This window comes from Halomonas sp. HNIBRBA4712 (assembly GCF_043558675.1).
Lineage (GTDB): Bacteria > Pseudomonadota > Gammaproteobacteria > Pseudomonadales > Halomonadaceae > Vreelandella.
In genome coordinates this window covers 532,597-557,949 of record NZ_JBIFXR010000002.1, presented here as the reverse complement: position 1 = coordinate 557,949, position 25,353 = coordinate 532,597, and the positions used below count along the sequence as shown (strand labels likewise).

At 63.3% G+C, this 25,353-nt stretch carries 22 protein-coding genes; 7 read left to right on the top strand and 15 right to left on the bottom strand.

Annotation, left to right across the window (positions count from 1 at the left end; genetic code table 11):
* The first annotated feature begins 78 nt into the window (after positions 1-78).
* The 4 genes from pgi to serB all read left to right on the top strand — a co-directional run bounded on the left by pgi (position 79) and on the right by serB (position 7,011).
* Positions 79-1,776 carry a glucose-6-phosphate isomerase gene (pgi, locus tag ACGK9R_RS07005; protein ID WP_394579633.1) on the top strand — a complete coding sequence of 566 codons (1,698 nt, stop codon included), beginning with the start codon at positions 79-81 and terminating at the stop codon, positions 1,774-1,776.
* Positions 1,777-1,921: 145 nt separating this feature from the next.
* Positions 1,922-3,832, top strand: a complete 1,911-nt coding sequence (gene parE, locus ACGK9R_RS07000; protein WP_394579631.1) for a DNA topoisomerase IV subunit B — start codon at positions 1,922-1,924, stop codon at positions 3,830-3,832.
* A gap of 6 nt (positions 3,833-3,838) precedes the next feature.
* Complete coding sequence (gene parC, locus ACGK9R_RS06995; RefSeq protein ID WP_394579629.1) at positions 3,839-6,091, top strand: DNA topoisomerase IV subunit A; 2,253 nt, start codon at positions 3,839-3,841, stop codon at positions 6,089-6,091.
* A 2-nt stretch (positions 6,092-6,093) separates the two neighbouring features.
* Positions 6,094-7,011 (top strand): phosphoserine phosphatase SerB, encoded by a 918-nt coding sequence (gene serB, locus ACGK9R_RS06990; protein WP_394579627.1) that lies wholly within the window; start codon positions 6,094-6,096, stop codon positions 7,009-7,011.
* Between the two features lie 247 nt (positions 7,012-7,258).
* Here serB and ACGK9R_RS06985 read toward each other — a convergent pair whose 3' ends face one another.
* From ACGK9R_RS06985 to ACGK9R_RS06955, 7 genes are all read right to left on the bottom strand, one after another.
* Positions 7,259-7,645: a Na+/H+ antiporter subunit G gene (locus tag ACGK9R_RS06985; protein WP_394579625.1), complete on the bottom strand. Its 387-nt coding sequence runs from the start codon at positions 7,643-7,645 to the stop codon at positions 7,259-7,261.
* A gap of 31 nt (positions 7,646-7,676) precedes the next feature.
* Positions 7,677-7,946 carry a K+/H+ antiporter subunit F gene (locus ACGK9R_RS06980; RefSeq protein WP_394579623.1) on the bottom strand — a complete coding sequence of 90 codons (270 nt, stop codon included), beginning with the start codon at positions 7,944-7,946 and terminating at the stop codon, positions 7,677-7,679.
* Complete coding sequence (locus tag ACGK9R_RS06975; RefSeq protein ID WP_394579621.1) at positions 7,940-8,437, bottom strand: Na+/H+ antiporter subunit E; 498 nt, start codon at positions 8,435-8,437, stop codon at positions 7,940-7,942. Before ACGK9R_RS06975 ends, ACGK9R_RS06980 begins: the two co-directional genes overlap by 7 nt.
* Positions 8,434-9,945 (bottom strand): monovalent cation/H+ antiporter subunit D, encoded by a 1,512-nt coding sequence (locus tag ACGK9R_RS06970; protein ID WP_394579619.1) that lies wholly within the window; start codon positions 9,943-9,945, stop codon positions 8,434-8,436. The genes ACGK9R_RS06975 and ACGK9R_RS06970 overlap by 4 nt, the downstream gene beginning before the upstream one ends.
* A complete protein-coding gene (locus tag ACGK9R_RS06965; RefSeq protein ID WP_394579617.1) occupies positions 9,942-10,274 on the bottom strand; it encodes a Na+/H+ antiporter subunit C in 333 nt (110 codons plus the stop codon). Before ACGK9R_RS06965 ends, ACGK9R_RS06970 begins: the two co-directional genes overlap by 4 nt.
* Position 10,275: 1 nt before the next feature.
* Entirely contained in the window at positions 10,276-13,101 is a 2,826-nt protein-coding gene (locus tag ACGK9R_RS06960; protein WP_394579615.1) for a monovalent cation/H+ antiporter subunit A, read from the bottom strand.
* Between the two features lie 321 nt (positions 13,102-13,422).
* Positions 13,423-13,830, bottom strand: coding sequence for a hypothetical protein (locus ACGK9R_RS06955; protein WP_394579613.1), 408 nt, complete (start codon positions 13,828-13,830; stop codon positions 13,423-13,425).
* A gap of 32 nt (positions 13,831-13,862) precedes the next feature.
* On the opposite strand from ACGK9R_RS06955, the gene ACGK9R_RS06950 reads away from it, so the two are divergent.
* Positions 13,863-14,720, top strand: a complete 858-nt coding sequence (locus ACGK9R_RS06950) for an ion transporter (protein ID WP_394579611.1) — start codon at positions 13,863-13,865, stop codon at positions 14,718-14,720.
* A 42-nt stretch (positions 14,721-14,762) separates the two neighbouring features.
* Here the strand turns inward: ACGK9R_RS06950 and ACGK9R_RS06945 are convergent, their stop codons facing one another.
* Both ACGK9R_RS06945 and ACGK9R_RS06940 read right to left on the bottom strand, forming a co-directional pair.
* Positions 14,763-16,784: a pyrroloquinoline quinone-dependent dehydrogenase gene (locus tag ACGK9R_RS06945; protein ID WP_394579609.1), complete on the bottom strand. Its 2,022-nt coding sequence runs from the start codon at positions 16,782-16,784 to the stop codon at positions 14,763-14,765.
* Between the two features lie 11 nt (positions 16,785-16,795).
* Complete coding sequence (locus ACGK9R_RS06940) at positions 16,796-17,155, bottom strand: hypothetical protein (protein WP_394579607.1); 360 nt, start codon at positions 17,153-17,155, stop codon at positions 16,796-16,798.
* Between the two features lie 198 nt (positions 17,156-17,353).
* On the opposite strand from ACGK9R_RS06940, the gene ACGK9R_RS06935 reads away from it, so the two are divergent.
* Complete coding sequence (locus tag ACGK9R_RS06935) at positions 17,354-18,433, top strand: hypothetical protein (protein ID WP_394579605.1); 1,080 nt, start codon at positions 17,354-17,356, stop codon at positions 18,431-18,433.
* Here ACGK9R_RS06935 and ACGK9R_RS06930 read toward each other — a convergent pair.
* From ACGK9R_RS06930 to ACGK9R_RS06905, 6 genes are read right to left on the bottom strand one after another with little or no spacing between them, the layout of a single operon-like run.
* Positions 18,383-19,600: a four-carbon acid sugar kinase family protein gene (locus ACGK9R_RS06930; protein WP_394579603.1), complete on the bottom strand. Its 1,218-nt coding sequence runs from the start codon at positions 19,598-19,600 to the stop codon at positions 18,383-18,385. The genes ACGK9R_RS06935 and ACGK9R_RS06930 overlap by 51 nt on opposite strands.
* A gap of 2 nt (positions 19,601-19,602) precedes the next feature.
* Complete coding sequence (locus tag ACGK9R_RS06925; RefSeq protein ID WP_394579601.1) at positions 19,603-20,850, bottom strand: RuBisCO large subunit C-terminal-like domain-containing protein; 1,248 nt, start codon at positions 20,848-20,850, stop codon at positions 19,603-19,605.
* Entirely contained in the window at positions 20,847-21,392 is a 546-nt protein-coding gene (locus ACGK9R_RS06920; RefSeq protein ID WP_394579599.1) for a VOC family protein, read from the bottom strand. The genes ACGK9R_RS06925 and ACGK9R_RS06920 overlap by 4 nt, the downstream gene beginning before the upstream one ends.
* A gap of 8 nt (positions 21,393-21,400) precedes the next feature.
* Complete coding sequence (locus ACGK9R_RS06915; protein WP_394579597.1) at positions 21,401-22,675, bottom strand: TRAP transporter large permease; 1,275 nt, start codon at positions 22,673-22,675, stop codon at positions 21,401-21,403.
* Positions 22,666-23,166, bottom strand: coding sequence for a TRAP transporter small permease (locus ACGK9R_RS06910; protein ID WP_394579595.1), 501 nt, complete (start codon positions 23,164-23,166; stop codon positions 22,666-22,668). The genes ACGK9R_RS06915 and ACGK9R_RS06910 overlap by 10 nt, the downstream gene beginning before the upstream one ends.
* Before the next feature lie 3 nt (positions 23,167-23,169).
* Complete coding sequence (locus tag ACGK9R_RS06905) at positions 23,170-24,174, bottom strand: TRAP transporter substrate-binding protein (protein ID WP_394579593.1); 1,005 nt, start codon at positions 24,172-24,174, stop codon at positions 23,170-23,172.
* 111 nt (positions 24,175-24,285) lie between these two features.
* Between ACGK9R_RS06905 and ACGK9R_RS06900 the strand changes: the two genes are divergently transcribed.
* On the top strand, positions 24,286-25,320 hold the full coding sequence (locus ACGK9R_RS06900; RefSeq protein WP_394579592.1) for a LacI family DNA-binding transcriptional regulator: 1,035 nt from the start codon (positions 24,286-24,288) through the stop codon (positions 25,318-25,320).
* Positions 25,321-25,353 lie beyond the last annotated feature (33 nt).

The window sequence follows — 25,353 nt, the reverse complement described above, 5'->3', positions numbered from 1 at the left end:
GATGGAGGGGGCGTAGTTTACGCGCCCTCGCCACGACGCAACAGCCCCGCGCTTTCGGATCGCCGCCAAAAGAGGGACATGGCCTTGGCAAAACACGACACCCCCGACACGCTGCCCGCCTGGCAAACGCTGGCCCGCCACGCGCAGGCGCTCAAGCACGTGCATCTAAAGGATCTTTTCGGCGAGCCGGCGCGTTTCGAAACGTTCAGCCGCAGCGTAGGCGGGCTCACGCTCGATCTCTCGAAGCAGCGCTTCGATGACGACACCCTGGAGCACCTGCTGGCACTGGCGGGCGAGGCCGGCGTGCCAACCGCGATCGAAGCGCTCTTGAGCGGCAAGCGCGTCAACGTGAGTGAAAACCGCCCGGCGCTTCACACCGCGCTGCGCCTGCCAGTGGATGCCACGCTCGATGTCGACGGCGAGAACGTGGTCACCGCCGTGCACGAAAGCCTGGATCAAATGGAACGGCTGGTGGCTCGGCTTCACGCCGGGCAGTGGCGCGGGGCGACGGGCAAACCGATTCGCCACGTGGTGAATCTGGGTGTCGGCGGCTCGGATCTTGGCCCCTTGATGGTCACCCACGCGCTGGCGGACTACCGCCCGGCGGACATTCATCCGGTGGAGGTGCACTTTGCCTCGACCATGGACGGCTCCCAGCTGGCGGATTATCTCGCCCGCTTCAACCCGGAAACCACGCTGTTCATTCTGTCGTCGAAGTCGTTCACCACCATCGACACGCTCTCCAACGCCAATACGGCGAAGGATTGGCTGCTGGGTCGGCTCTCCGAGCACGACGACATGGCCGGCGCCCATCCCGTAAGCGCCGAGCTGATCGTGCGCCAGCACTTCATCGGCGTCTCGGCCAACCCGGAGAAGATGTGCGAGTGGGGCATTGCGCCGGACCATCAGCTTATGTTCTGGGAGTGGGTCGGCGGGCGCTATTCGCTCTGGGGCACGATCGGGCTTCCCATCGCACTGATCGTCGGCATGGCGCACTTTCGCGCGCTGCTGGAAGGCGCCCATGCGATGGACAACCATTTCCGTGAGGCGCCGCTTGATCAGAATCTGCCGGTGCTGCTGGGCCTGGCGGGCATTTGGAACGTCAATTTTCTCGATATTCGCGCCCACTCGATTCTGCCCTACGATGGGCGGCTCGAGTACTTCGCGGCGTATCTCGAGCAGCTCGAAATGGAGTCCAACGGCAAATCGGTCACAGGCCAGGGCGAAAGCGTGAGCTACTCCACCTGCCCGGTGCTCTGGGGTCAGCTCGGCCCGAACGCCCAGCACGCCTTCTACCAGCTGTTGCATCAGGGCACCCAGCCGGTGGTGTGCGACTTCATCGCCCCGCTCAAGCGCTACGACGATGTCGAGGACCCGGACACTCGGCGCCACCTGAAAGCCCAGCACCGGCTGTCGCTTGCCAACTGCTTCGCCCAGTCGCGCGTATTGATGCTCGGCGACGACGCCGTGGCTGAAGAGGGCACGCCGCCGGCGCACAAGCGCTATCGCGGCAACCAGCCCTCCACCACGGTACTGATGGACGAGCTCACCCCGCACACCCTGGGCGCGCTGATAGCGCTCTACGAGCACAAGGTGTTCGTCCAGGCGGTGATCTGGGACATCAACCCCTTCGACCAGTGGGGCGTGGAGCTTGGCAAGGAGATCGCCAAGGAGACCCGCGCGCTGATGGAGGGCGACGGCGATATCGGCTCGCTGGACGCTTCGAGCCAGGGGCTCATTCGCGCGTTCTGGGCCGCCGAGAAGGATGGCCCTTGACACACTCGACCGTGGCGCTGGCTGGCCGTGATCGGTCAGGTATGGCTGGATATACAGTAATTTGCTTTTACGCTATCCTGTGTCTTTTTTCGCCGCGCCCGTTCATCCGGCGCGGTAAGGTACCGTTTCCAGGAATTGATGCACCATGACCCAGTTTGACGGCTCTCAGTACGGCGCGAGTTCGATCGAGGTTCTCTCGGGGCTCGAGCCGGTACGCAAGCGCCCCGGTATGTATACCGACACCTCGCGGCCTAACCACCTGGCTCAGGAAGTCATCGACAACAGCGTCGACGAGGCGCTGGCGGGTCACGCCACGGCCATCAGCGTGGTGCTTTTGGAAGATGGCGCGATCGAGGTGACGGACAACGGCCGCGGCATGCCGATCGACACCCACCCGGAGCACGGCGTCTCCGGCGTCGAGCTGATCCTCACCAAACTCCACGCCGGCGGCAAGTTCTCGGCCTCGAGCTACCGCTTTTCAGGGGGCTTGCACGGCGTCGGGGTGTCGGTGGTCAACGCGTTATCGAAACGCCTGGAAGTGGAAGTGACCCGCGACGGCGCGCGCCACGCCATCGCTTTCGAGCACGGCGAAAAGGCCGAGGAGCTCCACGAGATCGGCAAGGCCGCCAAGCGCGCCACCGGTACCCTGGTACGTTTCTGGCCGGACGAAAGCTACTTCGACAGCCCCAAACTCGCCCTTGGCCGCCTGAAGCATCTCCTGCGTGCCAAAGCGGTGCTCTGCCCGGGGCTCAATGTCACCCTGGTCGAGCCCGACGGCACTAAAACCGAGTGGGCCTACGCCGATGGCCTGCGCGACTATCTCGCTCAGGCCACCGACGGTTACGAGGTACTGCCGAGCGAGCCCTTCGTTGGCCACTTCAGCGACGACGAGCACGGCGTCGACTGGGCGATCCAGTGGCTGCCGGAAGGTGGCGAGGCGCTTTTGGAAAGCTACGTCAACCTGATTCCCACGCCCCAGGGCGGCACCCACGTCAACGGCTTTCGCTCCGGGCTTTTAGAGGCGCTGCGCGAGTTCTGCGAGTACCGAAGTCTTCTGCCGCGCGGCATCAAGCTCACCGCCGACGATCTCTGGGAGCGCGCCTCCTTCGTGCTTTCAGTGAAGATGCTCGACCCGCAGTTCGCCGGCCAAACCAAGGAACGGCTCTCGTCGCGCACCATCGCGGCGTTCGTCTCCAACGTGGTCAAGGACGCCTTCTCGCTGTGGCTCAATCACCACGTCGATCAGGCCGAGCAGCTCGCGGAACTTGTGATCAGCGCCGCCCAAAGCCGCCAGAAGAAGGCGAAGAAGGTCGCGCGCAAGAAGGTGACCTCCGGGCCGGCGCTGCCCGGCAAGCTCGCCGACTGCTCCGGCCAGGACCCTTCGCAAAGCGAGCTCTTTCTGGTCGAGGGCGACTCCGCCGGCGGCAGTGCCAAGCAGGCGCGCAACCGCGAAACCCAGGCGATCCTGCCGCTGCGCGGCAAGATTCTCAACACCTGGGAGGTCGAAACCCACGACATCTACGGCTCCCAGGAGGTACACGATATTGCGGTCGCTATCGGCGCCGACCCGGGCAGCGCCGACCTCGAGAAGCTTCGCTACCATAAGATCTGCATTCTCGCCGACGCCGACTCCGACGGCCTGCACATCGCCACGCTCTTGTGCGCGCTGTTCGTCAAGCACTTCCCGTCCCTGGTCGACGCCGGCCACGTCTTCGTCGCCATGCCGCCGCTTTACCGCATTGATCTGGGCAAGGAGGTGCACTACGCCCTGGACGAAAGCGAGAAGGCGGCGATATTGAAGCAGCTCGCGAAAAAGCGCGGCACGCGGAAGGCCGCCCCGCCCAACGTTCAACGCTTCAAGGGCCTCGGTGAAATGAGCCCGCTGCAGCTTCGAGAAACCACCATGGCAGTGGAGACGCGCCGACTCGTTCAGCTCACCCTCGAGGATGGCGACGGCACGCTCGAGATGATGGACATGCTGCTGGCCAAAAAGCGCGCCAGCGACCGCAAGAAGTGGCTGGAAGATTACGGCAACCTCGCAGACATTGAGGTATAACCCTGGATGACCATGGATATTCAAGTGGCCGAAGGCGACGTCGAGCGCCTCTCCCTTCGCGACTACACCGAAAAAGCGTACCTCGACTACTCGATGTACGTGATTTTAGACCGGGCGCTTCCCAACATCGGCGACGGCATGAAACCCGTGCAGCGGCGCATCATCTACGCCATGCGCGAACTGGCGCTGAACGCCAACGCCAAGTACAAGAAGTCCGCGCGCACCGTGGGCGACGTGCTGGGCAAGTTTCACCCCCACGGCGACAGCGCCTGCTACGAGGCCATGGTGCTGATGGCCCAGTCGTTCAGCTACCGCTACCCGCTGGTGGATGGCCAAGGCAACTGGGGTAGCCCCGACGATCCCAAATCCTTTGCCGCGATGCGCTACACCGAGGCGAAGCTCTCGAAATTCGCCGATGTGCTGCTCAGTGAGCTTGGGCAGGGCACCGTCGAGTGGGCGCCGAACTTCGACGGCACCATGCAGGAGCCGGTGGTGCTGCCGGCGCGCCTGCCCCATGTGCTACTCAACGGCGGCACCGGCATCGCCGTCGGCATGGCCACCGACATTCCGCCGCATAACGTCAGTGAGGTAGTCGAGGCGACCTGCCATCTGCTGCGCAATCCCAAGGCCACCACCGCGGATCTGATGGAATTCATCCCCGCGCCGGATTTCCCCACCGACGCCGAAATCATCACCCCGGCGGCGGATCTGCGAAAACTTTATGAGGCCGGCCGCGGCTCGGTGAAGCTGCGCGCCCGCTATATGCGTGAAGAGGCCAACATCGTCATCACCGCGGTACCGTACCAGGTGAGCGGGGCCAAGGTGCTCGAGCAGATCGCCGCGCAGATGCAGGCGAAAAAGCTGCCCATGGTGGCGGATCTGCGCGACGAATCCACCCACGAGGAGCCCACGCGGCTGGTGATCGAGCCGCGCTCGAGCCGGGTGGATGTGGACTCATTAATGGCGCACCTGTTCGCCACCACGGATCTCGAGAAGAACGTGCGGGTGAACATGAATGTGATCGGTCTCGACGGCCGCCCGCGGGTGATGCCGCTGCCGGAGATGCTCGGCGAGTGGCTCACTTTCCGCCGTGCCACCGTGCGCCGGCGCCTGGAGCACCGCCTCGGCAAGGTCGAGGATCGCCTGCACATTCTCGAAGGTCTTTTGGCGGCGTACCTGAACCTGGACGAAGTGATTCGTATCATCCGCGAGGAGGATGAGCCCAAGGCCGCGCTGATCGAGGCCTTCGCGCTTTCCGAGCGTCAGGCCGAGGCGATTCTCGAGCTTCGCCTGCGCCACCTGGCCAAACTCGAAGAGATGAAGATTCGCGGCGAGCAGGACGCGCTCGAGAAAGAGCGCAAGAGCCTCACGGGTTTACTGGGGAGCGAAGCGAAGCTCACCACGCTGATCGAGAAGGAGATCCGCGCCGCTGGCAAGGAGCACGGCGACGCCCGCCGCTCACCGCTGGTCGAGCGAGCCGAATCCAAAGCGCTCTCCGAGGTGGAGCTTCTGGGCGCCGACCCGATCACCGTGGTGGTCTCCGAGAAGGGCTGGATTCGCGCCGCCAAGGGCCACGACATCGACCCCGCCGGGCTCTCGTTCAAGGCCGGCGACCGCTATCAGCTTGCCGGGCGCGGCAAGACCAACCAGCCGCTGGTGCTGCTCGACGATACCGGCCGGGCTTATACCCTGGCCGCCCACAACCTGCCAAGCGCCCGCGGCCAGGGCGAGCCAATTACCGGCCGGGTCAACGTTGCCGCCGGCGCGCAGATGACCGGGCTCATGCTCGCTGCGCCGACCCAGAAGTTCGTGCTGGCAAGCGACGGCGGCTACGGCTTTCTGGCAACGCTTGGGGATCTCACCGGCAAGAACAAGGCCGGCAAGGCGGTGCTGAGCCTGCCCAAGGGGTGTAGCGTGATGGCGCCGGTCGCGGTGCCGGAAGGCGAGGCGCTGTGGGTGGCGCTCGTTTCCAACGAAGGGCGGCTGTTGCTGTTCCCCTTGAGCGAGCTACCGCAAATGAGCAAGGGCAAGGGCAACAAACTGCTCGATATCCCCGGCCCCCGGGCCGCAAGGCGCGAGGAGTTCGTGCGCGACATGGCGGTGCTGGGTGACGCCGCCGAGCTCATCATTCACGCCGGCAAGCGCAAGCTCACCTTGAAGGCCGCGGATCTCGCCTACTACCGCGGCGAACGCGGCCGCCGTGGCAGCAAACTGCCGCGCGGATTTCAGAAAGTCGACCGCCTGGAGGCAGGGGAGTAATCATGGCACGTAACGAACGACGGTTGACCCTGCTGGCGCCGACACTGACGCCGGCCATTGAGTCCGAATTCGCCGCGCTGAAAAAGCGCTTCGATCTCGAGGAGCGTGGGGTGACGCGCCTGGCCGAGGCGTCGAAAGGCGCGGCCATGGACGCCATCGAATATGTCGTCGAAGGCGATGATGCCGAGTGGGAGGCGCTTCGCCACGCGGCGCTGGCGATCGGCGAGGCGGAGCCTGTGGATATCGTGCTTCAGAACGCCGGCGAGCGCGCCTACCGGCTGGTCTGCTTCGACATGGACTCGACTTTGATCAAGGCCGAGGTGATCGACGAACTCGCCAAGCGCCACGGCGTGGGCGATCAGGTCGCCGAGGTAACCGAGCGCGCCATGCGCGGCGAGCTCGATTTCAAGGCGAGCTTTCGCGAGCGCATGGCCAAGCTCGAGGGGCTTTCGGAGACCGTGCTCGAAAGTATCGCCAGCGAGCTTCCGTTGATGGAGGGCGTCGAACGGCTGATGAAGAACTTGAAGCGGCTGGGTTATCGCACCGCGATTCTCTCCGGCGGTTTCACCTACTTCGCCCAGGCGCTGCAACAGCGCCTCGGCTTCGACGAAATTCACGCCAACGAACTGGTGATTAGCAAGGGTCTGGTCACCGGCGAAACCGCGGACCCGATCGTCGATGCCGAGCGCAAGGCGGTGCTTCTAGAGCAGATCGCCACGCGCGAAGGCTTCTCGCTCGATCAGGCCGTGGCCGTAGGGGACGGCGCCAACGATCTGAAGATGCTGGCCAAAGCCGGCATGGGTGTGGCCTACCACGCCAAGCCCCTGGTGCGCGCCGAGGCGCGTCAGGCGGTGTCGACGGTGGGTCTCGACGGGCTTTTATACCTGCTTGGTCACGCGGAAGACGAGCTGCTTCGCTAAACGCGAATCGGCCACGAAAAGCGGTGCTTCAGGCGTAATGCCAATCAGTTAAGCTATGCACGTACCAGAGGGAATCGCAAATCTATTGTGGGAGGCTGCTTCAGCGGGCGAATGGCGCCGTCAGGCGCCTTGGCCTTGCCACCAGTCGCGAGCTGAAGCTCCCTCCCACAACCCCTCTAACCAAATCCAACTGAAAGGCATTGGCGCTTCTGGCGCCGTTTTTTTATGCCTGCTTGTTGCATGCCGCTCAGCCGTGGCCCTTGTCCGGATGGGGCACGGGTTTCTTGCCCACCTCCTCGTCGCGCAGCTCGAAAGGCACGCCGCCGGTCTTTTTGGCGTACTTCAAGCGCAGGTGCAGGCCGGTCTTGGCCAGAAGATGCGCGCTGACCGGCGCGGTAATGAACAGAAACAGCGTGATCAGCATCTCCTGGATGTCGATGTGGCCCTCCAGGTGCCAGAAGTAGCCCATCGAGGCGAGCAGCATGCAGCCGATACCCAGTGTCGAGGCCTTGGTCGGGCCATGCAGGCGCATGTAGAAATCGCGCAGGTGCGCCATGCCTAATGATCCGATAAAGACGAACACGCCGCCGGTCACCAGCAGCAGTGAGACCAGCGCCTCGGTTAGAAAAGCCATGAAGGCACTCCTTGTCGTAAGGCCTGAACGGTCATTCGATGATGTCCCCGCGCAGGATGTATTTGCACACCGCCACCGTGCTGATGAAGCCGAGCATGGCGATCAAGAGCGCCGATTCGAAGTAGGTCTTGCCGCCAAGCCAGAGCCCGAGTAGCACGATCAGTGCGATCGAGTTGACGTACATGGTGTCGAGCGCGAGCACGCGATCCGGCAGATCCGGCCCGACCACCAGCCGGAACAGATTCAGGATCAGCGCGATCACCACCAGCGTCGAGGTCAGGTATAGTGCCACGCTCAGCATTCGTAGATCTCCTTGAGAGGGCGTTCGTAGCGCTCGCGAATCTGCTCAACCAGCGCCTGCTCATCGTCGACATCCAGCGCGTGAATCAGTAGCGACTTGCCGTCCAGGCGCAGGTTGGCGGAAACGGTTCCCGGTGTCAGGCTGATGGTGCTGGCCAGTAGCGTGATCGTGAAGCGCTCCTCGAGCATCAGCGGATACTCGATGAAGTGGGGGTTGAGCCGTTTCCAGGGGTTGATTAGAAGCCTCGCCACCTCGAAGTTGGCGATGACGATATCCTTGAGCACGCGCAGCACGAAGCGCGCCAGAAGACGCGGCTTTTTGATTTGCATGTGCCCATCCCAGAAGCGGTAGGTCACCAGCGGAATGATGATCGCCAGTGCGCCGCCAAGCAGTATCTGCCCCGGGGCGTAGCTGCGCGCCATCAAAAGCCATACGAACAGCAGTAGAAGCGAAAGAACCGGCGTGGGTAGCCATTTACGCGGGGTAATCATAAGTGGCCTCGCGACGATGAAAGAAGCGTTTCGGTCAGGCGCTCGGGATTGGCGAGCTGCTCGGCGGTCGCCTCGGTGTAGACGCTCACCGGGTGAGCGAACACCACCAGAAGCGGCGCCGCGCTTAGAAGCCAGATGACGCCGAACCACTGAAAGGCAGGCAGTTTGGCGCCACTCGGGCTACCCTGGGCGCTGCGCCAGAAAAGCGTCGAGCCGGCGCGGGAAAGCGCGATCAGCGCGGCCAGGCTCGCCAGCAGCAGCGTCGGCCAGAGCCACAGCCGCTGGGCGGCATCGGCGGCGCTCATCACCAGCGCCTTGCCGATCGCCCCGGAAAGCGGCGGTACGCCGACCACCGCGATGGCGCCGGCAAAGAACAGAAGGCCGAGCCCCTTGCCCTGTACCAGCGGGCGCGCCTTCACCAGCCGCGTGCCCGCCTTGCCGCGCTGCACGCCGATCATCTCGGCAAGCAGGAAGAGTCCGCCGGTGATCAGCGTGGTGTGGATCAGATAATACAGCAGCGCCGACGCCGAGGTTTCGCTTCTCATGCCGACCCCGGCCAGCAGCGTACCTACCGAGAGCAGCACCAGATAGCTGATCAGCAGGCGCAGATCCCGCGCCGCGAGAATCCCCACCAGCGAGGCGACCAGCGTTGCCAAACCCAGCCACCACACCCAAGCCTGCTCGAGGGCGGCCAGGGGGCCCGCGCCGTCACCGAACACCAGCAAGAATATGCGCAGAATGGCGTAGATACCCACCTTGGTCATGATCGCGAACAGCGCCGCCACCGGCGCCGGGGCGGCGGCGTAGGCGCGCGGCAGCCAGAAATAGAGCGGCAGGATCGCGGATTTGAGTCCAAACACCACCAGCAGGATCAAGGCACCGGCGGTCACGAGCCCTTGGCGCTCGGCGGGAAGCTCCGCCACGCGAATTGCCATATCCGCCATGTTCAGCGTGCCCAAAGCGCCGTAGAGAATGCCTGCGGCGATCAGGAAAAGCGATGACCCCGCCAGGTTCATGACCACGTAGTAGACGCCGGATTGAATCCGCGCCTTGCCACCGCCGTGTAAAAGCAGCGCGTAGGAGGCGAGCAGCAGCACCTCGAAAAAGACGAACAGGTTGAACAGATCGCCGGTCAGAAAGGCGCCGTTGATGCCCAGCAATTGCCACTGAAAAAGCCCGTGAAAGTTGCTGCCTTTCTCGTCGTCGCCGGCGCAGGCGAATACCACCGCGCCGAGGGCGAGTATGGAGGTCACCAGCAGCATCAAGGCGGAAAGCCGGTCGAGCACCAGCACGATGCCGAAGGGCGGCTGCCAGTCGCCCAGCGCGTAGTAGAGAATTTCACCGCTTTGCGCGCGGGCGAGTAGCGCCACGGCCACCGCCAGCAAAAGCGCAGTGGCGCCGACGCCAACGCTGCGCTTGAAGCGCACCAGCCCCTCGCGCTTATAAAGCAGCAGAATGCCCGCGACCAGCGGCACCACGATGGGAAAAACTACAAGGTGTTGCATCATTCGCGGTCTTCCTTCTTGCCGTCGACCTGGTCGTTACCCAACTCGCTTCGCGCGCGCATCGCCAGAATCACCACGAACGCGGTCATGGCAAAGCCAATGACGATGGCCGTGAGCACCAGCGCCTGGGGCAGCGGGTCGGCGTAAGTGCCCTCCCCGTGAACGATGGTGGCGCCATCGGTGGTCAAGCCCCCCATCGAGAACAAAAACAGGTTCACCGCGTAGGAGAGCAGCGTCAGCCCCACCACGACCGGAAAGGTGCGCCCTCGCAGCGTTAGATAGAGACCGCAGGCGCTGAGTACGCCGGTGGTCACTGCATAAAGTGTTTCCATGTCAGAGACTCTCCTTGTTCGTGCCGGCATCGTCGGATTTGGTCGCGTTGACCACCGGGCGGTGGGCGGTGGTGACCTTGCCCAGGTTCGCCAGAATCATCAGCGTGGCGCCGACCACGGCCAGGTACACTCCCAAATCGAACAACAGCGCCGTGGCCAGCTCGAACTTGCCCACCACCGGCAGGCTGAAGTAGCCAAACGCCGAGGTCAGGAAGGGGTGACCGAAGAGCCAGCTGCCGAGTCCGGTCAGGGTCGCGACCGCCACGCCGACTACTGCCACCGGCTGGAAGGGGAAGTCCAGGCGTTGCTGCGCCCACTCCACGCCGCGGGCCATGTAGAGAAGAATCAACGCCACTGCGGTAATCAGTCCAGCGATGAAACCGCCGCCGGGCTCGTTATGCCCGCGAATGAAGATGAACGCCGAGACCAGCAGCGCCAAAGGCAGCAGCGCCAGCGAAATCGAAGTCAGAATCGCGGGGTAGCGATCCGGTGACCAGATTCGGCCTTCGCTATCGCTGTGCGGGATGAACAGCCGCAGCCGGTTCAAGAGCTTGAAGATAGCGAGCCCCGCCAGCGCCAGCACGGTGATCTCGCCCAGCGTATCAAAACCGCGGAAATCGACCAGAATGACGTTGACCACGTTGTGGCCGCCGCCGCCGGGCACGCTGTTTTCCATGAAGAACTGCGAAATCGAGAGCGTCTCGCGGGTCATCACCGCGTAGTTGAGGCTCGCCACTACGCCGCCGACCGCGCCAGCCAGCACGATATCGCGCAGGTTGCGTTTACTGCTCGACTCCGGCGGCGTCTTCTGGGGCAGAAAGAACAGCGCCAGCATCAAGAGAATCATGGTCACGACCTCAACGGAAAGCTGGGTCAGTGCCAGATCCGGCGCCGAGAAGCGCGCGAAGGTCAGCGCCACGAACAGCCCCACCACCGAGAGCATCAGCAGCGACACCAGCCGGTAGCGGTGGGTTATCGCGGTGGCCAAACCGCCAAAAATCAGCATGACCGCGCCCAGCACGACGATGCCGTCTACCGGCTGGTTGCCAAGCTCCCCGGTGAGCTCGCTCATCTGTGCAAGGCCGACTGCTCCCATCACCAGGGTCGCCAGCAGCAGCCACCCCATGTAGCGCTGAAGCGACTGGCCATCCCAGGCGTCTAGCAACTTCTCGGCGCGCTGACAAAGCCCCACCACGGCGCGCTCGAACACGCGGGTCGCTTCCACCGGAGCGAACGCCTCCTTGAAGCGGCGAAGGTCGCCGTGGCGCCAGTAAAGCGCGGCGCCGATCACGAGCGCCACCGCGCTCATCAGAAGCGGCAGGTTGAAGCCGTGCCAAATCGCCAGGTGGAAATAGGGCACCTCCCGGGCCACGGCCTCGACGGCCAGCGTCAGCAGACCCGTCGCCGCGAAGGCGGGCAGCACGCCCACCAGCAGGCAAATGCCCACCAGCAGCTCGACCGGCAGGCGCATCAGCCGCGGCGGCTCGTGAGGCGTTTTGGGCGGTGCTTGGCGCGGCGCCTTGAAGCACACCGCGACCACCAGACGCACCGAATACGCCACTGACAAAATACTGCCAAGGGTTGCCAGCACCGGCACCATCCAGCTCAAGCCCCCCAGCAGCGGGCTCTCGAGGGTTTCGGTGAGAAACATCTCCTTGGAGATGAAGCCGTTGAACAGCGGCACCCCGGCCATGGCGGCGCCCGCCAGAATCAGCAGCAAAGCGGTGATCGGCATGCTCTTTCTCAGCCGGCCCAGCTGCTTGAGCTCCCGGGTACCCGCCTCGTGGTCGATGATGCCGGCAATCATGAACAGCGCCGCCTTGAAGGCCGCGTGGTTGATGATATGAAACATTGCCGCCAGCACCGCCATCGGCGTGCCGATGCCCAGAAGGGCGGTGATCAGGCCCAGGTGGCTGATGGTGGAAAACGCCAGAATGCCCTTCAGGTCGGTCTTGAACAGCGCGAACCAGCCGCCGTAGATCAGCGTGATCAGCCCCACTACCGGTACCACCAGCTGCCACATCGGGCTATCCGCCAGCGCCGGGTGCAGGCGCGCCATGAGGAAAATCCCCGCCTTGACCATGGTGGCGGAGTGCAGGTACGCCGATACCGGCGTGGGCGCGGCCATGGCGTTGGGCAGCCAGAACTGGAACGGAAACTGGGCGGATTTGGTGAACGCGCCGAGCAGAACCAGCGCCAGCATGACGGGGTAGCGGGAGTCCGTCACGATCAGCGCGCCGCTTGCCAGCACCTGGTCGATGTCGAAACTGCCAACGATATCGCCTAAAAGCAGCAGCCCGGCCAGCAGCGCCAGCCCTCCGGCGCCGGTCACGGTCAGCGCCATACGCGCGCCCTTGCGCGCATCGTTTCTGTGCGACCAGAACCCGATCAATAGAAACGACGATAGGCTGGTCATTTCCCAGAACAGCCACAGTAGCAGCAGGTTGTTGGAAAGCGAGATGCCCACCATCGACGCCATGAACAGCATCAGGTAGCTGTAAAAGCGCCCGACCGGCTCCTCCTTGTCCAGATAGAAATGGGCATAGAGCAGAATCAGCAGCCCGATGCCCAGAATCAGCAGATTGAACAGAAGCGACAGCCCGTCGAGGCGAAACGCCAGGTCGAGCCCAAGCGAGGGCAGCCACTCGGCGAAAAAGCGCAGCGGCTCACGCGCGTTGAGCGCGGGGATTTGCCAAAGCGTCAGGCCCAGCGCCACGGCGGGCGCAGCGGCGGTGGCGAGCGAGCACGTGACGCGAGAGCGCTTTCCGACCAAAAGAGGCACCAGCACTCCCAGCAAAGGGAGCAGAGCAATCCAGAGCAGTGTCATTGGGGCATCCAGCACAGGGGTATAAATCGTGGCGAGCGCCCGAGGCGCTTTCGAGCTAATTCAGTGTAAGCAAACCCGAGGAGGATACCACTATCGGGAAAGTTTGCGGCTTTAGTCTTACGAGCCAATTAAAATGACCGCGAGCGCCCCTGTCAATTTTGCCTCTACCGGGATTTGCTGGATGGGATGAAGGCGCAAGCGTTGGAAGCCAGTGGCTGATAGAGCGCTAGCGCGTCCTATTGCTCCTGGTGTCATGATGCTGCCTTCTGACGCGGCGTACAGGGCAAGGGTCAAGAATCAAGACGATTCACGCTCAAGGTTTTAAACTTGAGTTTCATTGAGTTGAGTCAATATCGATCGATTTTCAGGATCTTTTTTGGGTGTCCGGTGCAGGTTCTGCTTGCGTTCTGTACATGGCTGGTATAACTTTAAATCGTTCGCGGCAGGACGCCGCTTTTGGATAGGGATATCGCATTCACGGATGAGTGCACAGTGCCATGACGGCAGCCCCAGCCCCCGCAAGGGGGCTTTTTTTTGTGCCCGCTTTTTGCCTGTTATGTTTTTCTCGAAGACCGCCTTTTTGTGGCTTACCACGTCTCTTTTTTTCCGCTTATAGCGACCTGAATGGCGTCTACCCAAAGACTCAATCGGCGCGCCATTCCAGGGTAGAATGCCGGGGCCGATAGCTGGGCGCGCAACCGCGTGCCGGCAAGGCATCAACCGATGCATGAACCCCTTCGTTTAAAGGCGTGACGTTTAGAATGAGTGCTTCTTTAGTGACCTGGCAGGCGCGTTTCGAGAAGCTGCGCAGCAACAAGATTTTTGAGACCTTCGTGATCGCCATCATCGTCGTGTCGGCGCTGGTGATCGGCGCGCGCACCTACGACGAGGTGAGCCGCTTCGAGCAGTGGCTCGCCTATCTCGACGTGGCAGTGACGCTGTTCTTTCTGGTCGAGATACTGATTCGCATGGCCGCCGAGCCGCGCCTTCGCGACTTCTTCAAGAAGGGTTGGAACGTCTTCGACTTCCTGATCGTCACCGCGAGCCTGATCCCGATGGACGAGTCCGAAATGGTGCTGCTGGCGAGGCTTCTGCGCATCTTCCGCGTGCTGCGCCTGGTGTCGATGATCCCGGAGCTGCAGATGCTGCTCTCGGCGTTGGTGAAGTCGATTCCGCGCATGGGCTACGTGGCGCTTCTGATGTTCATCATCTTTTATATCTACGCGGCGATCGGAAGCTTCCTGTTCCATACCGTGGACGAGCAGCTCTGGGGCAACATTGCGCTGGCCATGCTGACGCTGTTTCAGGTGGCGACCTTCGAGAGCTGGGCCACGGCGGTGCTCTACCCGACCATGGAGCAGTTTCCCTACGCCTGGATCTACTTTTTGACGTTCATCTTTCTCAACGCCTTCGTGTTTCTGAACATGATGATCGGCATCGTGCTCGATGTGATGCAGAAGGAGAGCGCCCAGATGGCGCTCGATAACGGCGAGGGCGAGGAAGCGGAAATTTCGGCGCTGCGCGGCGATGTGAAAAACCTCCAGGCGCAGCTCGATCGTATGGAGGCCGCGCTGACTCGCCAGGGCGAAGCGCAAGGTGATTCCGGCAGAAAGACATGAAGAGGGCGGCCGCGAGGGCCGCCCGTTTATTCAGCCGCTGCGTTACTCCGGCAGGGCGTAGACCACCACCTGATCGCCGACGTGATCCTTGAGGATGGTGTTACCGCCGGCGACGAACGCCACGTACTGACGGCCTTCGTACTCGTAGACGGCGGGGTTGGCGACCACCGGAGCCTGGGCCTGGTCCGACCAGAGCTGCTCGCCGGTTTCCAGCGAATAGGCGCGCACCTTGGCATCCATCGAAGCGCCGATGAAGATCAGGCCGCCGGCGGTGACTGCCGGGCCGCCGATGGTCGGCGAGCCCCAGCTTTCCGGCATGAAAAAACCGTACTGCTGGGAGGCGCCGACCGGGCCGCGCCACTTGACCTCGCCGGTGGTCATATCAATCGCTACCAACTCGCCAAAGGGTGGCTCCCAGCAGGGCATGCCCAGCCAGTTCAGCGCCACTTCCAGGCGCATGCCGTAGGGCGCGCCCTCTTGCGGAGAGAAGCCGCTTTCGTTGCCGGAGCCGCTGTCCGCTTCCTCATACGCCTCGCGCTCGAAGAGCTTGACGTACTGCACGATGTGCGAAGTGTTGACCACCGCGGTCTGGCTGACCGGGTCGAAGGCTACGCCGCCCCACTGCACGCCGCCGGCGCTGTCCGGGTAGGCAAGCGTGCCTTCGCCCTGGGTGGTGGGCGGGGTGTACATGCCCTCGTACCAGAGATCGTCCCAGAGCCTGGAGCACTGGCCGAAGCTCGCCGCGTCCGCCAGGGCCCATACTTTGGGTTTCTCCGACTGGTCCAGAAGCGGCGCGGGAAGGGTCGGGAAGGGCTGGGTCGGCGAGTAGACCTCACCCTCTACGTTGCCGTCGCCGCCGGGCACCTCGCGCTCCTCGATCGGCCAGACGTCCTCGCCGGTCTCGCGGTTGACCACGAACAGAAAGCCCATCTTGGTGGCCTGCATCAACGCCGGGATCTCTTCGCCATCGACGGTGATGTCCATCAGCGTTGGCGCGGCGTTGATGTCGTAGTCCCAGATATCGTGATGCACCCACTGGCGCGACCAGACGACCTCGCCGGTCTCGATATCGAGCGCGGTGGTGGAGGTGGCAAGCGGCACCTCCTCGGTGCGGTTGCCGCCCCAGAAGTTGGGCGAGGGCGAAGCCACGGGCAGGTAGACCAGCCCCAGCTCCTCGTCGGCGCTCATGTGGGTCCAGACGTTGGCAGTGCCGCTTTTCTCGCGCATCTCCGGCGTCAGCGCCTCGAAGGTCCACTCGCGCTCGCCGGTTTGCGCGTCGATGCCGAACACGGTGCCCGCCGGCGCCACGCTCTCTTCCCAATCCTTGCCGGCCCAGCCGAGTATCAGCCGGTCGCCGACCACCGTGGGCGGCTGCAGAAGCGACAGCGGCCAGTTTTCGGGCTTGTCGTTCCAGTCGTTGATGTTCAAAACGCCGCCGTCGGCAAAGCCTTCGCACAGCTCGCCGCTGTCGGCGTCCAGCGCAAACAGCTGGGCGTCCATGGTGCCGAAGTAGACGATCTTCTGGCACGCTTCGCCCTCGACTGGCTCATCCGCCTCCCAATAGGCCACACCGCGGCTCTTGAGCGCCGGCTGAGTCAGCGCCTCCTGACTCGACTGGGTATCGAACTGCCAGCGCTGTTCGCCGGTGGCCGGGTCCAGCGCAAATACCCGGTACATCGGCGTACCGATGTAGAGCGTGTCGTTGGCGAATACCGGCGTGGCCGACCACACCGTTGCGGCGGTGTCGCCGGAGCCGTCGGAGACGTCGCCGGTATGAAACTCCCAGGCTTTTTCGAGTTCATTGACGTTGTCGGCGGTGATCTGATCCAGCGGGCTGTATTTCTGGGCGTTGAGCTGGCCGTGAAAGCTGTCCCAGACCGCGCCTTCCGGCACCAGTGGAATCGGCGGCGCGGCGGCTTCGCTTGCCTGCTCCTCGCCATCGGCGGGCGGCGCGGGTTGCGCCAGAAGCGGCAGCGGTGTCAACAGCGTGACAGAGAGTGCCAGCGGGCGCATCAGGCGCTGGCGGCGAGCCAAAAGGCGCGGAGTGTTCGTGTTTGAAAACATGGTACGTCTCATCAGCGAAGGGCGGGCGAAGGCGCGGGACTTGCAAAATCGATGATCCAGCCGATCAGGCCGATGACCATCGCCGCACACAGGAGCCACTGGTGAAGCAGCAGCGCGGCAAAGAACGTGCCGGCAAGGCCCAGCAGGATCAGCCCGCGCAGCACGTTCAGCCCGGCCCCCGGCGAGAGCTTGAAAAGCCCGAGCGCCGCGGCGGCCAATACAAGACAGGCCAGAATGGCCACCAGCGCGCCGAGGGTGCCGGTCACCCCAGTCAGCGGCGTGAAGTACGCGTACAGCGCAATGAATAATCCCGCGAGGGCCGATAACAGCAGCACCCCTGCGCCGAGTCGGCGCCTTTTTAGCGATGACATGGTGATTCTGGCTCCCCTTTTTTACAAGAATTTAGTTGGCTCTCTAACGGTTTTTAAGCCTAGCAGAGGTTGCGCGGGGCATTGGTGAAATGTGCATGATAGCCGCCTGGCTCGACCGGCGGGGCCCGCGGGAGGGCTTGCTTGAGTTTTGTGTTCATTGCGCTTTAATGGTCTTTTCGCCACACCAAGGAAGCGCCCATGCGCCCGGCACGACTTCTTCTCGCTCTCGCCATTGGGCTTGCCGGGTTGCTGACCGCGCTGGCCTCGTCGGAGGCTTTCGAGCCGCGTCTGGTTCGGCTCGAAGCCCAGCGCGCGCTGCCCTCGCTCGACGCCGCCCTGGCTGATGAAAGCGCCGAGATCAACGCACTCTTTCTCCACTACGCCGACACTCCCGCGCTCTGGATGAATGCCCATCTGGCGCTCGAGCGACAGGGCGCTGCCGCCCGCGAGGTGCTTCTCGCTTACGCGTTTTTACCTGAGTTTCAAGATGTGCTCGCCCGTTTCGGCCCCGAGGCGCTCCTGCCGATCATTTACTACCGCGAGCACGACGTGGCCACGCTCAAGGCCCGACACTGGCTCGGCGAGCGCTACCGCGAGGCGAGCCGTTGGTGGAGCGAAGCCGACGAACTCCCCGTTGAGCCCGCCGAGTGGAACGCGGATCAGCGCGGATTGATGGGCATTGCGCTGCTGGCGGAGGAAGGTCACGCGCTGTTGAACCAGTTCGCTATCGACGCTCAGGGCGATATTCACTGGCTACAGAGTGAGCGCATCGTCACCGGGGTAGGCGATTTCTTCACCAGCGGCGTGCGCGGCCTGGAAGGGCGCTGGCGCCGAGGCGAGGCGATCGGCGCCGCAGACGTTGGCTGGGCCGGGGTCGATCTCCTCTTGATGGCGAGTACCGTGAAAGTGCTGCGCGCCGGGCGGCTCGCTCGCGGCGCGCGGGTGGGAAGCGTCGAGGCGAGAGCGACGCAAACCGGCGCGCGCTCCGGCGCCCTTGCCGGCGCCGCCCGCTTTACCACGCTTCCCCGAGTCGCCAAGCTCGCCGCGCTCACCACTACCGCCTACGTGGTGATCCGCCACCCGTCGCTGATCAGCGCGCTCGGCGCCAACGTCGCCCGCTGGCTAGGCTTTCCCGCCTGGGTCGGGCAGTTCGCGCTGTGGCTGATTGTGCTGCTGCCTCTATTGATCGTCGTGCGGTTGGTGTGGCGGTGGGTGCTGGCGCCGCTTTTATGGAGCCTCGCCCTGCTGATGCGCCATTCGAAACGCCCGATCGAATAGCTCCACCGCGCCCATCTGGCCGCCTTTCATGATGACGGGAAGCGTACGCCCGTCCGCCAGGTTCGCCACGCAGATGGGAACGCCGGTATCGAAAGGGCCGAGATAATCGATGCTTTTCGGCGCAAGCTGGCGAAGCGCCAAACTCGAGGTATCGCCCCCGGCAATCAGCAGCGTGCCGACCGGCGTGGCCGCCACCAGCGAGGCGATCAGCTCGGCGCAGCGCTTTGCTACCTCGAGCGGGCTCATGGCGTGGGTGGTGTCGTCGTCCAGGGCGACCAGCACGCTTTGGCCTTGCTGCAAACGGCGCGCGATGCGTTCGCGATCGGGCTTTTCATTATCTGCCAGGGTGCGCGTCAAAATCGAAAGGCATTCGAACTGCCGAACGGCGGCGACCTGCTCGGCGGTCAAGGCGGAGCGGCTGCCGGCAAATACGAGCAGCGGGCCGGGCAGCTGGGTGGGGGAAGGCAGCGTCCGTTGCTCGGGGTACAACGCCTGGGCGACGCTACTTGCCCCGACCCAGAGCTGGGGCATGGCCTCGGAACTAAAACGTTGGCCGATCCGCTCGAGATCCCGCTGCTCCAGAGCGTCGCAAAGAAGTGGGCCGGCGGGCAGCGCCTGATCGTTTTCAAGGCTCGCGCGATCGAGCAGCGTGACATTTGCAAGCCCCATGGCGTCGAAATGACGACGCAGGTCCGCTTCGTTCATGGGCGTGACCGGATGGCGCTGCATGACCGGGTGACGGTCGATGCGGTAGGTGTGGCCGTCGCTTGCCTTGGCGAAAAGAGTCCCGAAGACGCAGTAGCGCCCCAGGCTCGGCTGGCCGCCGACGATCAGCGTCGTCAAGGGCTTCAGCTCGGCGCTCAGCACTTTGATCGCAGCGGCGATGTTGCCGGTCGTTTCGCTGCTATCAAACGTGGAGCACACCTTCAGATGAACAATATCCGGGCGGTGAGGACGCAAATGCTCGCCCAAGCGGTGCATCTTCTGGGCAAGGCGCGACTTATCCATGCTGCGTGCCGAAGTGGCGATGCCGAAGGCGTCCAGGTCGGCCACTTCCTCGAGCGAGGGCGGGACTAAATAGAGCCGTGCCCGCAGCCCCGCGCGGCACAGAGTGGCCAGCGTATCCGAGGCGCCGGTAAAGTCATCGGCGATGAAGACGTAGCGCATGATTAGCGGCCGCCGAAAAAGTCGAGCGCCTCACTCAGCGCCGGTCGGTGAGAGCGGGACAGCGGCTCACCCGCTTCGATGCTCTGCCAGGCCTCTTTGAGGCTTGCGACTCCTGCCGCCGCACCGCCGGGATGGGCCAGAATGCCGCCACCGGCAAGAAACATGAAGTCGGGGCTCTGGGTCTTGTCGAGGGTGAAGGGCAGCGTGCCCGCCCATTGGCCCGAGGAGAACACCGGCATCACGCGATCGTCGGTCGCGCCAAGAGCCGTGAGCGACAGTTTGGCCGCCTGGGCTACCTCTTCGGTGGCATCGGCGAACTTGCCGTTCATGCCGTGCACGTGCATGTGGTCGATCCCGGTCAGGCGGTAAAGCGTCTGATAGGCGTTGAAGTCGATGCCCAGCGCCGGGTGGCGGGCGAAAGCGCCGAAACCGTTGCGGTGGCCGTGAATGGCGAGTTCCGTCGAGGCGCGCAGGCTCTGCATCGCCGAGAGCCCGCACCAGTTGAGACTCGCCATCACGCAGTGGCCGCCCTCTCTTTGGACGTGGTCGGCGTGGCGGCGCATGGCGTCGAGCTCGTCGGTGATATTGAACGCCACCATTACGTTGCGCCCGCTACGCTCGCGGTAGCGTTTGATGCGCGGCATTACTGCGCTAACCCGCGCCTCGACCGGCGCGTGGGGAAGATTGCCGGCGATTTCGTCATCCTTGATGAAATCCACCCCCGCCTCGCACAGCCGCTCGACCAGATCGGCGGTCTCCTCCGGGGTCATGCCGATATTGGGCTTGAGGATGGTGCCAAAGAGCGGGCGCTCGAACGCCCCCACGGCCTCGCGAGTACCCGCCACCCCCAGCTTTGGTCCCGGGTAGCGGTCGCGGTACTCAGGGGTGAGCGCAATCGCCATCAGACGAAGCCCGGTCAGCTCGCCCAGATCGAACAGATTGCCGGCCACCGTTGCCGCCAGGGTCGGCAGGTTCACCCCGACGTTGTTCTCGGGGTACTCGATGTCGACCGCTACCTTCTTCCAAGGGCCGCGCACGTTTTTGCGCGCCAGATAGGCGCTGTAAAGCGTGGGCGCCGCTCGCTCCTCGAGCACTTCGAGCCTCGTTACGCGCGCCCGGAAGCGTTCACGTAGAGCGTCGGTTTCGCTCTCGAGCCTGACGAAAGTGGCGCAGCTCTGTTCACCGGCCATCATGTCTGCCACTTGGTGCGGGTCGAGCGGCGTTTCCAGGTGATAGGTGGCGCGAATCATTTCCGGGGCTCCGATAGATCGGGGAAGGGGCGTACCGGGTCGCTACCGTCCCAGTTTTCTGACGCCTCACGAATCATCTCGAACATCCGACCCTTGGGGCCGAGCACTTCGGAAAGCTCGATGACGGTGCCCGGGTGGTACTCGCGGTCGAAGTAGGCGAAGCGGCCGTTGGCGCCGACCTCGCCGCTCATCTTGACGCGATACCCGCGTGCCACCATGGCGGCCAGATCGGTATCGTACTGCTGGGTCCAGAAGGCGACGTGCTGCAGGCCCGTATGCCCCGCCTCGAGAAAGTCGCGGTACATGGAGGGCGTATCGTCCCGTGTCTGGATCAGCTCCACCTGAATAAAGCCGGAGTTGGCCAGCGCCACCGAGTTGTGAACGTCATACTGCTGGTCTTCGTAGGTATAGTGCTTGATCGGCACGCGGGGGTTGTAGAAAAAGGGCCCCACGCCCATCACATCGGTCCAATAGGCCATGGCTTTTTCGATATCTGTAACCACGTAACCCAGTTGGCGAATCGCTCCAAGATATTGGCTCATGACGTTTCCTACATGACGAGGTTGGGCAACCAGGTGGAGAAGGCGGGCACCAGAGTGACCAGCGCCAGGGCTGCAAAGAGTGAAAGATAGAAGGTGGCCACGCCGCGAATGATCTCCGAAAGCGGCATTTTGGTAATGATCGACACCATGTAGAGGCTCATGCCTACCGGCGGCGTCAAAAGCCCAAGCATCAGGTTGAGTACGAACACCACCCCGAGCTGCTCCGGCGCTACCCCCGCCTGTAAAAGTGCCGGGGTGACGATCGGCGCGATGATCAAAATGGCCACGATCGCCTCCAGAAACATGCCCACGACTAGCAGCAGAAGATTCAATAACAGCAGCAGGACGAGCGGGTTGTCCGATAGGTTCAAAAGCCACTCGCCGGCAAGCGCCGGAATACGGTCCATGGTCAGCACCCAGGCAAACAACGCCGCCGAGGCCACCACGAAAAGAACGTTCGCCGTCGACAGCACGGTTTCGCGGGCGCACTCGAGAAACGAGCGCAGGCTAAGCGAGCGGTAGATGAGTACACCGATCAGCAGGGCGTAGGCCGTCGTGACCCCCGCCGCTTCCGTCGGCCCGAAGTAGCCGCTGACCATGCCGCCCACCAGCAGCACCGGTGCCAGCAGCGCAGGCAGCGAGATCAGCGTTTTTTTACCCAGCGCCCTCAAGCCTGGCTGCACGTCGTCCCGGGGAAGCTGGTAGTACCGAGCCATGAGACCGATCTGAACCATCAGCGCGATCGCCACGACAATGGCCGGAAGCACCCCGGCCAGCAGCGCCCGAATGGTCGACACCTCCGCGGCGGTGGCGAAGATGATCAGCGGTATCGAGGGCGGAAAGATCGGGCCGATGGTCGCCGCGGCGATGGTCAGGCCCGAGGCGAACCGTTTGGTATAGCCCTGCTGCTCCATCTGACGAATCTGGATGCCGCCGAGCGCGCCGATATCCGCCAGCGCCGCGCCGGACATACCGGAAAAGATCAGGCTGGTGAGCACATTGACGTGGGCCATTCCGCCGCGAATACGTCCGACCACCATGCGCATCAGCTCGAATAGATGCGTAGTGACGCCGGTCGCGCCCAATAGAGACGCCGCAAGTATGAATAGCGGTACCGCCAGAAGCGGCGTGCTGTCGAGGGTGTTGATCGCTCGCTGAGCCATCACCGTGAACGGCAGGTCATAAAGGAAAATGACCGCGCCGGCGGAGAGTCCCAGACTGATCGCCACTGGTGCGCCGAGCAATAGACTGGCCGCGAAGATCAACAGGAGCGTCAGGGACATGAAGGCACCTCCCGGTAAGTCAGCCGCGAAAGTCGGTAGAGCGAGACCACCGCCAGCAGTGCGATGCTGATTAGCGCGGGCATGTAGAGCCACAGGTTCGGAATGCCCAGCGCCGGCGAAGCAAAGCGCCCGGCGCGTAGCAAAAACCGATAGAAGCCGTAGAGCGTCAGCGCGCAGAAGCCCAGGGTGGCAAGCTCACCCATTGCCAGGCATAACCTGCGCTTGAGTCCCGACAGGACGTCCGCCAGCATCGTCACCGCCACGTGCTGGCCGTGAAAGAGCAGGTAGGGGGTGGCCAGATACACCATCGAGATACCCGCAAAGCGCGCCGCCTCGTCTGCCCAGGGAAGTCCCGTGTTAAACAGGTTGCGGGCAACGACCTGGGCGACCACCAGCGTGGTGATGACGACGAGTAGCGCCATCGCGATTGCCAGAAAGAGCTCGCTCAGCCGGCCAAGGCTTCGTGTAGCCAGAGTGTGTTCAGCGCTCATGGCTTAGCGCGTTTCGCGAATCAGCTGGTAGAGATCGCCGTACTGCTCGTCGAACTCCTCGGCGATGCGCGCCTGTACGCGGCTTCGAAAGGCATCCACGTCTAACCCCTGCTCTGGCCCAACGATCTGCATGCCCGCCTCTTCAAGTGTTGCAAGGTCGCTGGCTTCGGCCTCCAGCATGGCGTCGGTAGCGCGCTGGCGTACTTCCTGAGCGGCTTCGGCGATCGCTGCCTGGTTTTCCGGCGACAGCGACTGCCAGGTATCGTCACTGATCACGACGACCTGGGCGGCGCTGATGTGACCGGTCAGCATTAGATGACTCTGCACTTCGTTGAGTTTGGCGGTGACCACGACGTTGACCGGATTTTCCTGGCCCTCGACTACACCGGTGGCAAGCGCGGTAGGCACTTCCGACCAGTCGACGGGCACCGGAATGGCACCCATGCCTTCGACGGTGGCCATATAGATGGGGAAGGGGATCGAACGAATCTTGACGCCGTCGAGATCCTCGGGCGTCAGAATTTCCTGATTCGCCGTCAGGTGCCGGGTGCCGAAATAGAAGGCGTAAAGAAGGCGCACGCCGGAGGCCGCGGCGAGCTCCTCGTTGAGCTCGCTCATGACCGGCGAGTCGACATCCATCACCGCCATCAGGTGATCGACGTCGCGGTAGAGGTAGGGTGTATCAAAGGCGGCGAAGGGGCCGTACAGCGAGCCGATCGCACCGGCGGTGTTGTGGGAGAGCGCAATCGACCCCGTCGAGACCGCTTCGGCAAGCTCCTGAAGCCGACCAAGCTGGGAGTTCGGGTACATTTCGACGCTCACCTCGCCGCCTGTTTTCTCCTCGATGGTCTCTGCCAGCCATTCGGCCTGCATGCCGGCGATAGAGTTGGGCGTGTGCATGTGCCCGTAGCGCAGCGTGACTTCCTGAGCCGAGGCAGTGGCAACGCTCAATCCGAGAGCGCTGGCCAGTAACGTGAGATGGCTAGTGCGTACCAGTTTGGCTAGCATTGTTATTCTCCTGCTGATGGTTTTTTATTGTTTTGCAGCCAGGCGTTTTTCACCCACCCGCAGGTTTGAGGCTAGGGCAGCTCAGGGTGCTTGGGCAATGAGGAATTCGTGATGGTTTTTGATGTAAAGCGTCCGCTGATTCCTGATATCGCTTCTGCCGCTGGGGTGTCGACGGCGACCGTGGATCGCGTGCTCAATCGTCGACCCGGCGTGCGAAAGGTGACGCTGACCCGAGTACTCAAGGCCGCCGTCGAGGTGGGTTATCTGGACGCAGCGGACATGAACCGGCGGCTCGGACCTACTTTCGCCAAGGTGGTCTTTCTATTGCCTCAGGGCAGCAACCCCTATCTCACTGGGCTCAACCGCTACGTTCGCGAAATGGCCAAGCTCTCCGTCGAACCCTTGAAAGTCAGCAGCCACTTCATCGAAAGCGTCGATCCCGAAGCGCTGGTGCAGGCGCTGCGCCGCTACGGAAAACCCTCGGATGTGGTGGTTTTCATGGCCATTGAGCACCCCAGAGTGCGCCAGGTGATCGACGAGTTGACCAGTCTTGGCAAGCGGGTGGTGACCATCATTTCCGACTTGCCTACCTCGAGTCGCAGCGCCTACATCGGCATCGATAACTTCGCCGCCGGGCGCACGGCCGCCAAAGTGATGGGGCGTTTTTGCCGCGCCGCCTCGGGAAAGGTGGCGCTGGTGGCCGCAAGTCGCGCCTACCGCGCTCACATGGAGCGCGAAATGGGTTTTCTGGCGCTGATCGAAGAGAGCTTTCCCCACCTGACGGTAATCGGCCCCCAGGAAGGCCATGACAATCGGGATGAAAACTACGTCAATGCAAGCCGCCTGTTGGCCAGGCATTCGGATATCGTGGGTATCTACAACGTGGGCGGCTCCTCCGACGGTATCGGCCGCGCCCTGCGGGAATCGAGACGAGAAGAGGAGATCTGCTTTATGGGCCACGGGCTCACGCCGGATACGCGCACCATGCTGGTGGACGGGACAATGGACATGGTCATCACCCAAAGCCCCAGCGCCATCTACGCCCGCGCGATGGAGATCGCCAGCGGCGAAGTGGCTGAAACCACCGGCACCGTGGCCATGGAGATCTATTTTTCGGAGAATTTGCCTGCCGTGCAAGCGGAATGACTTTGATAACGAAAAATGCGAACTGCGCTGGCG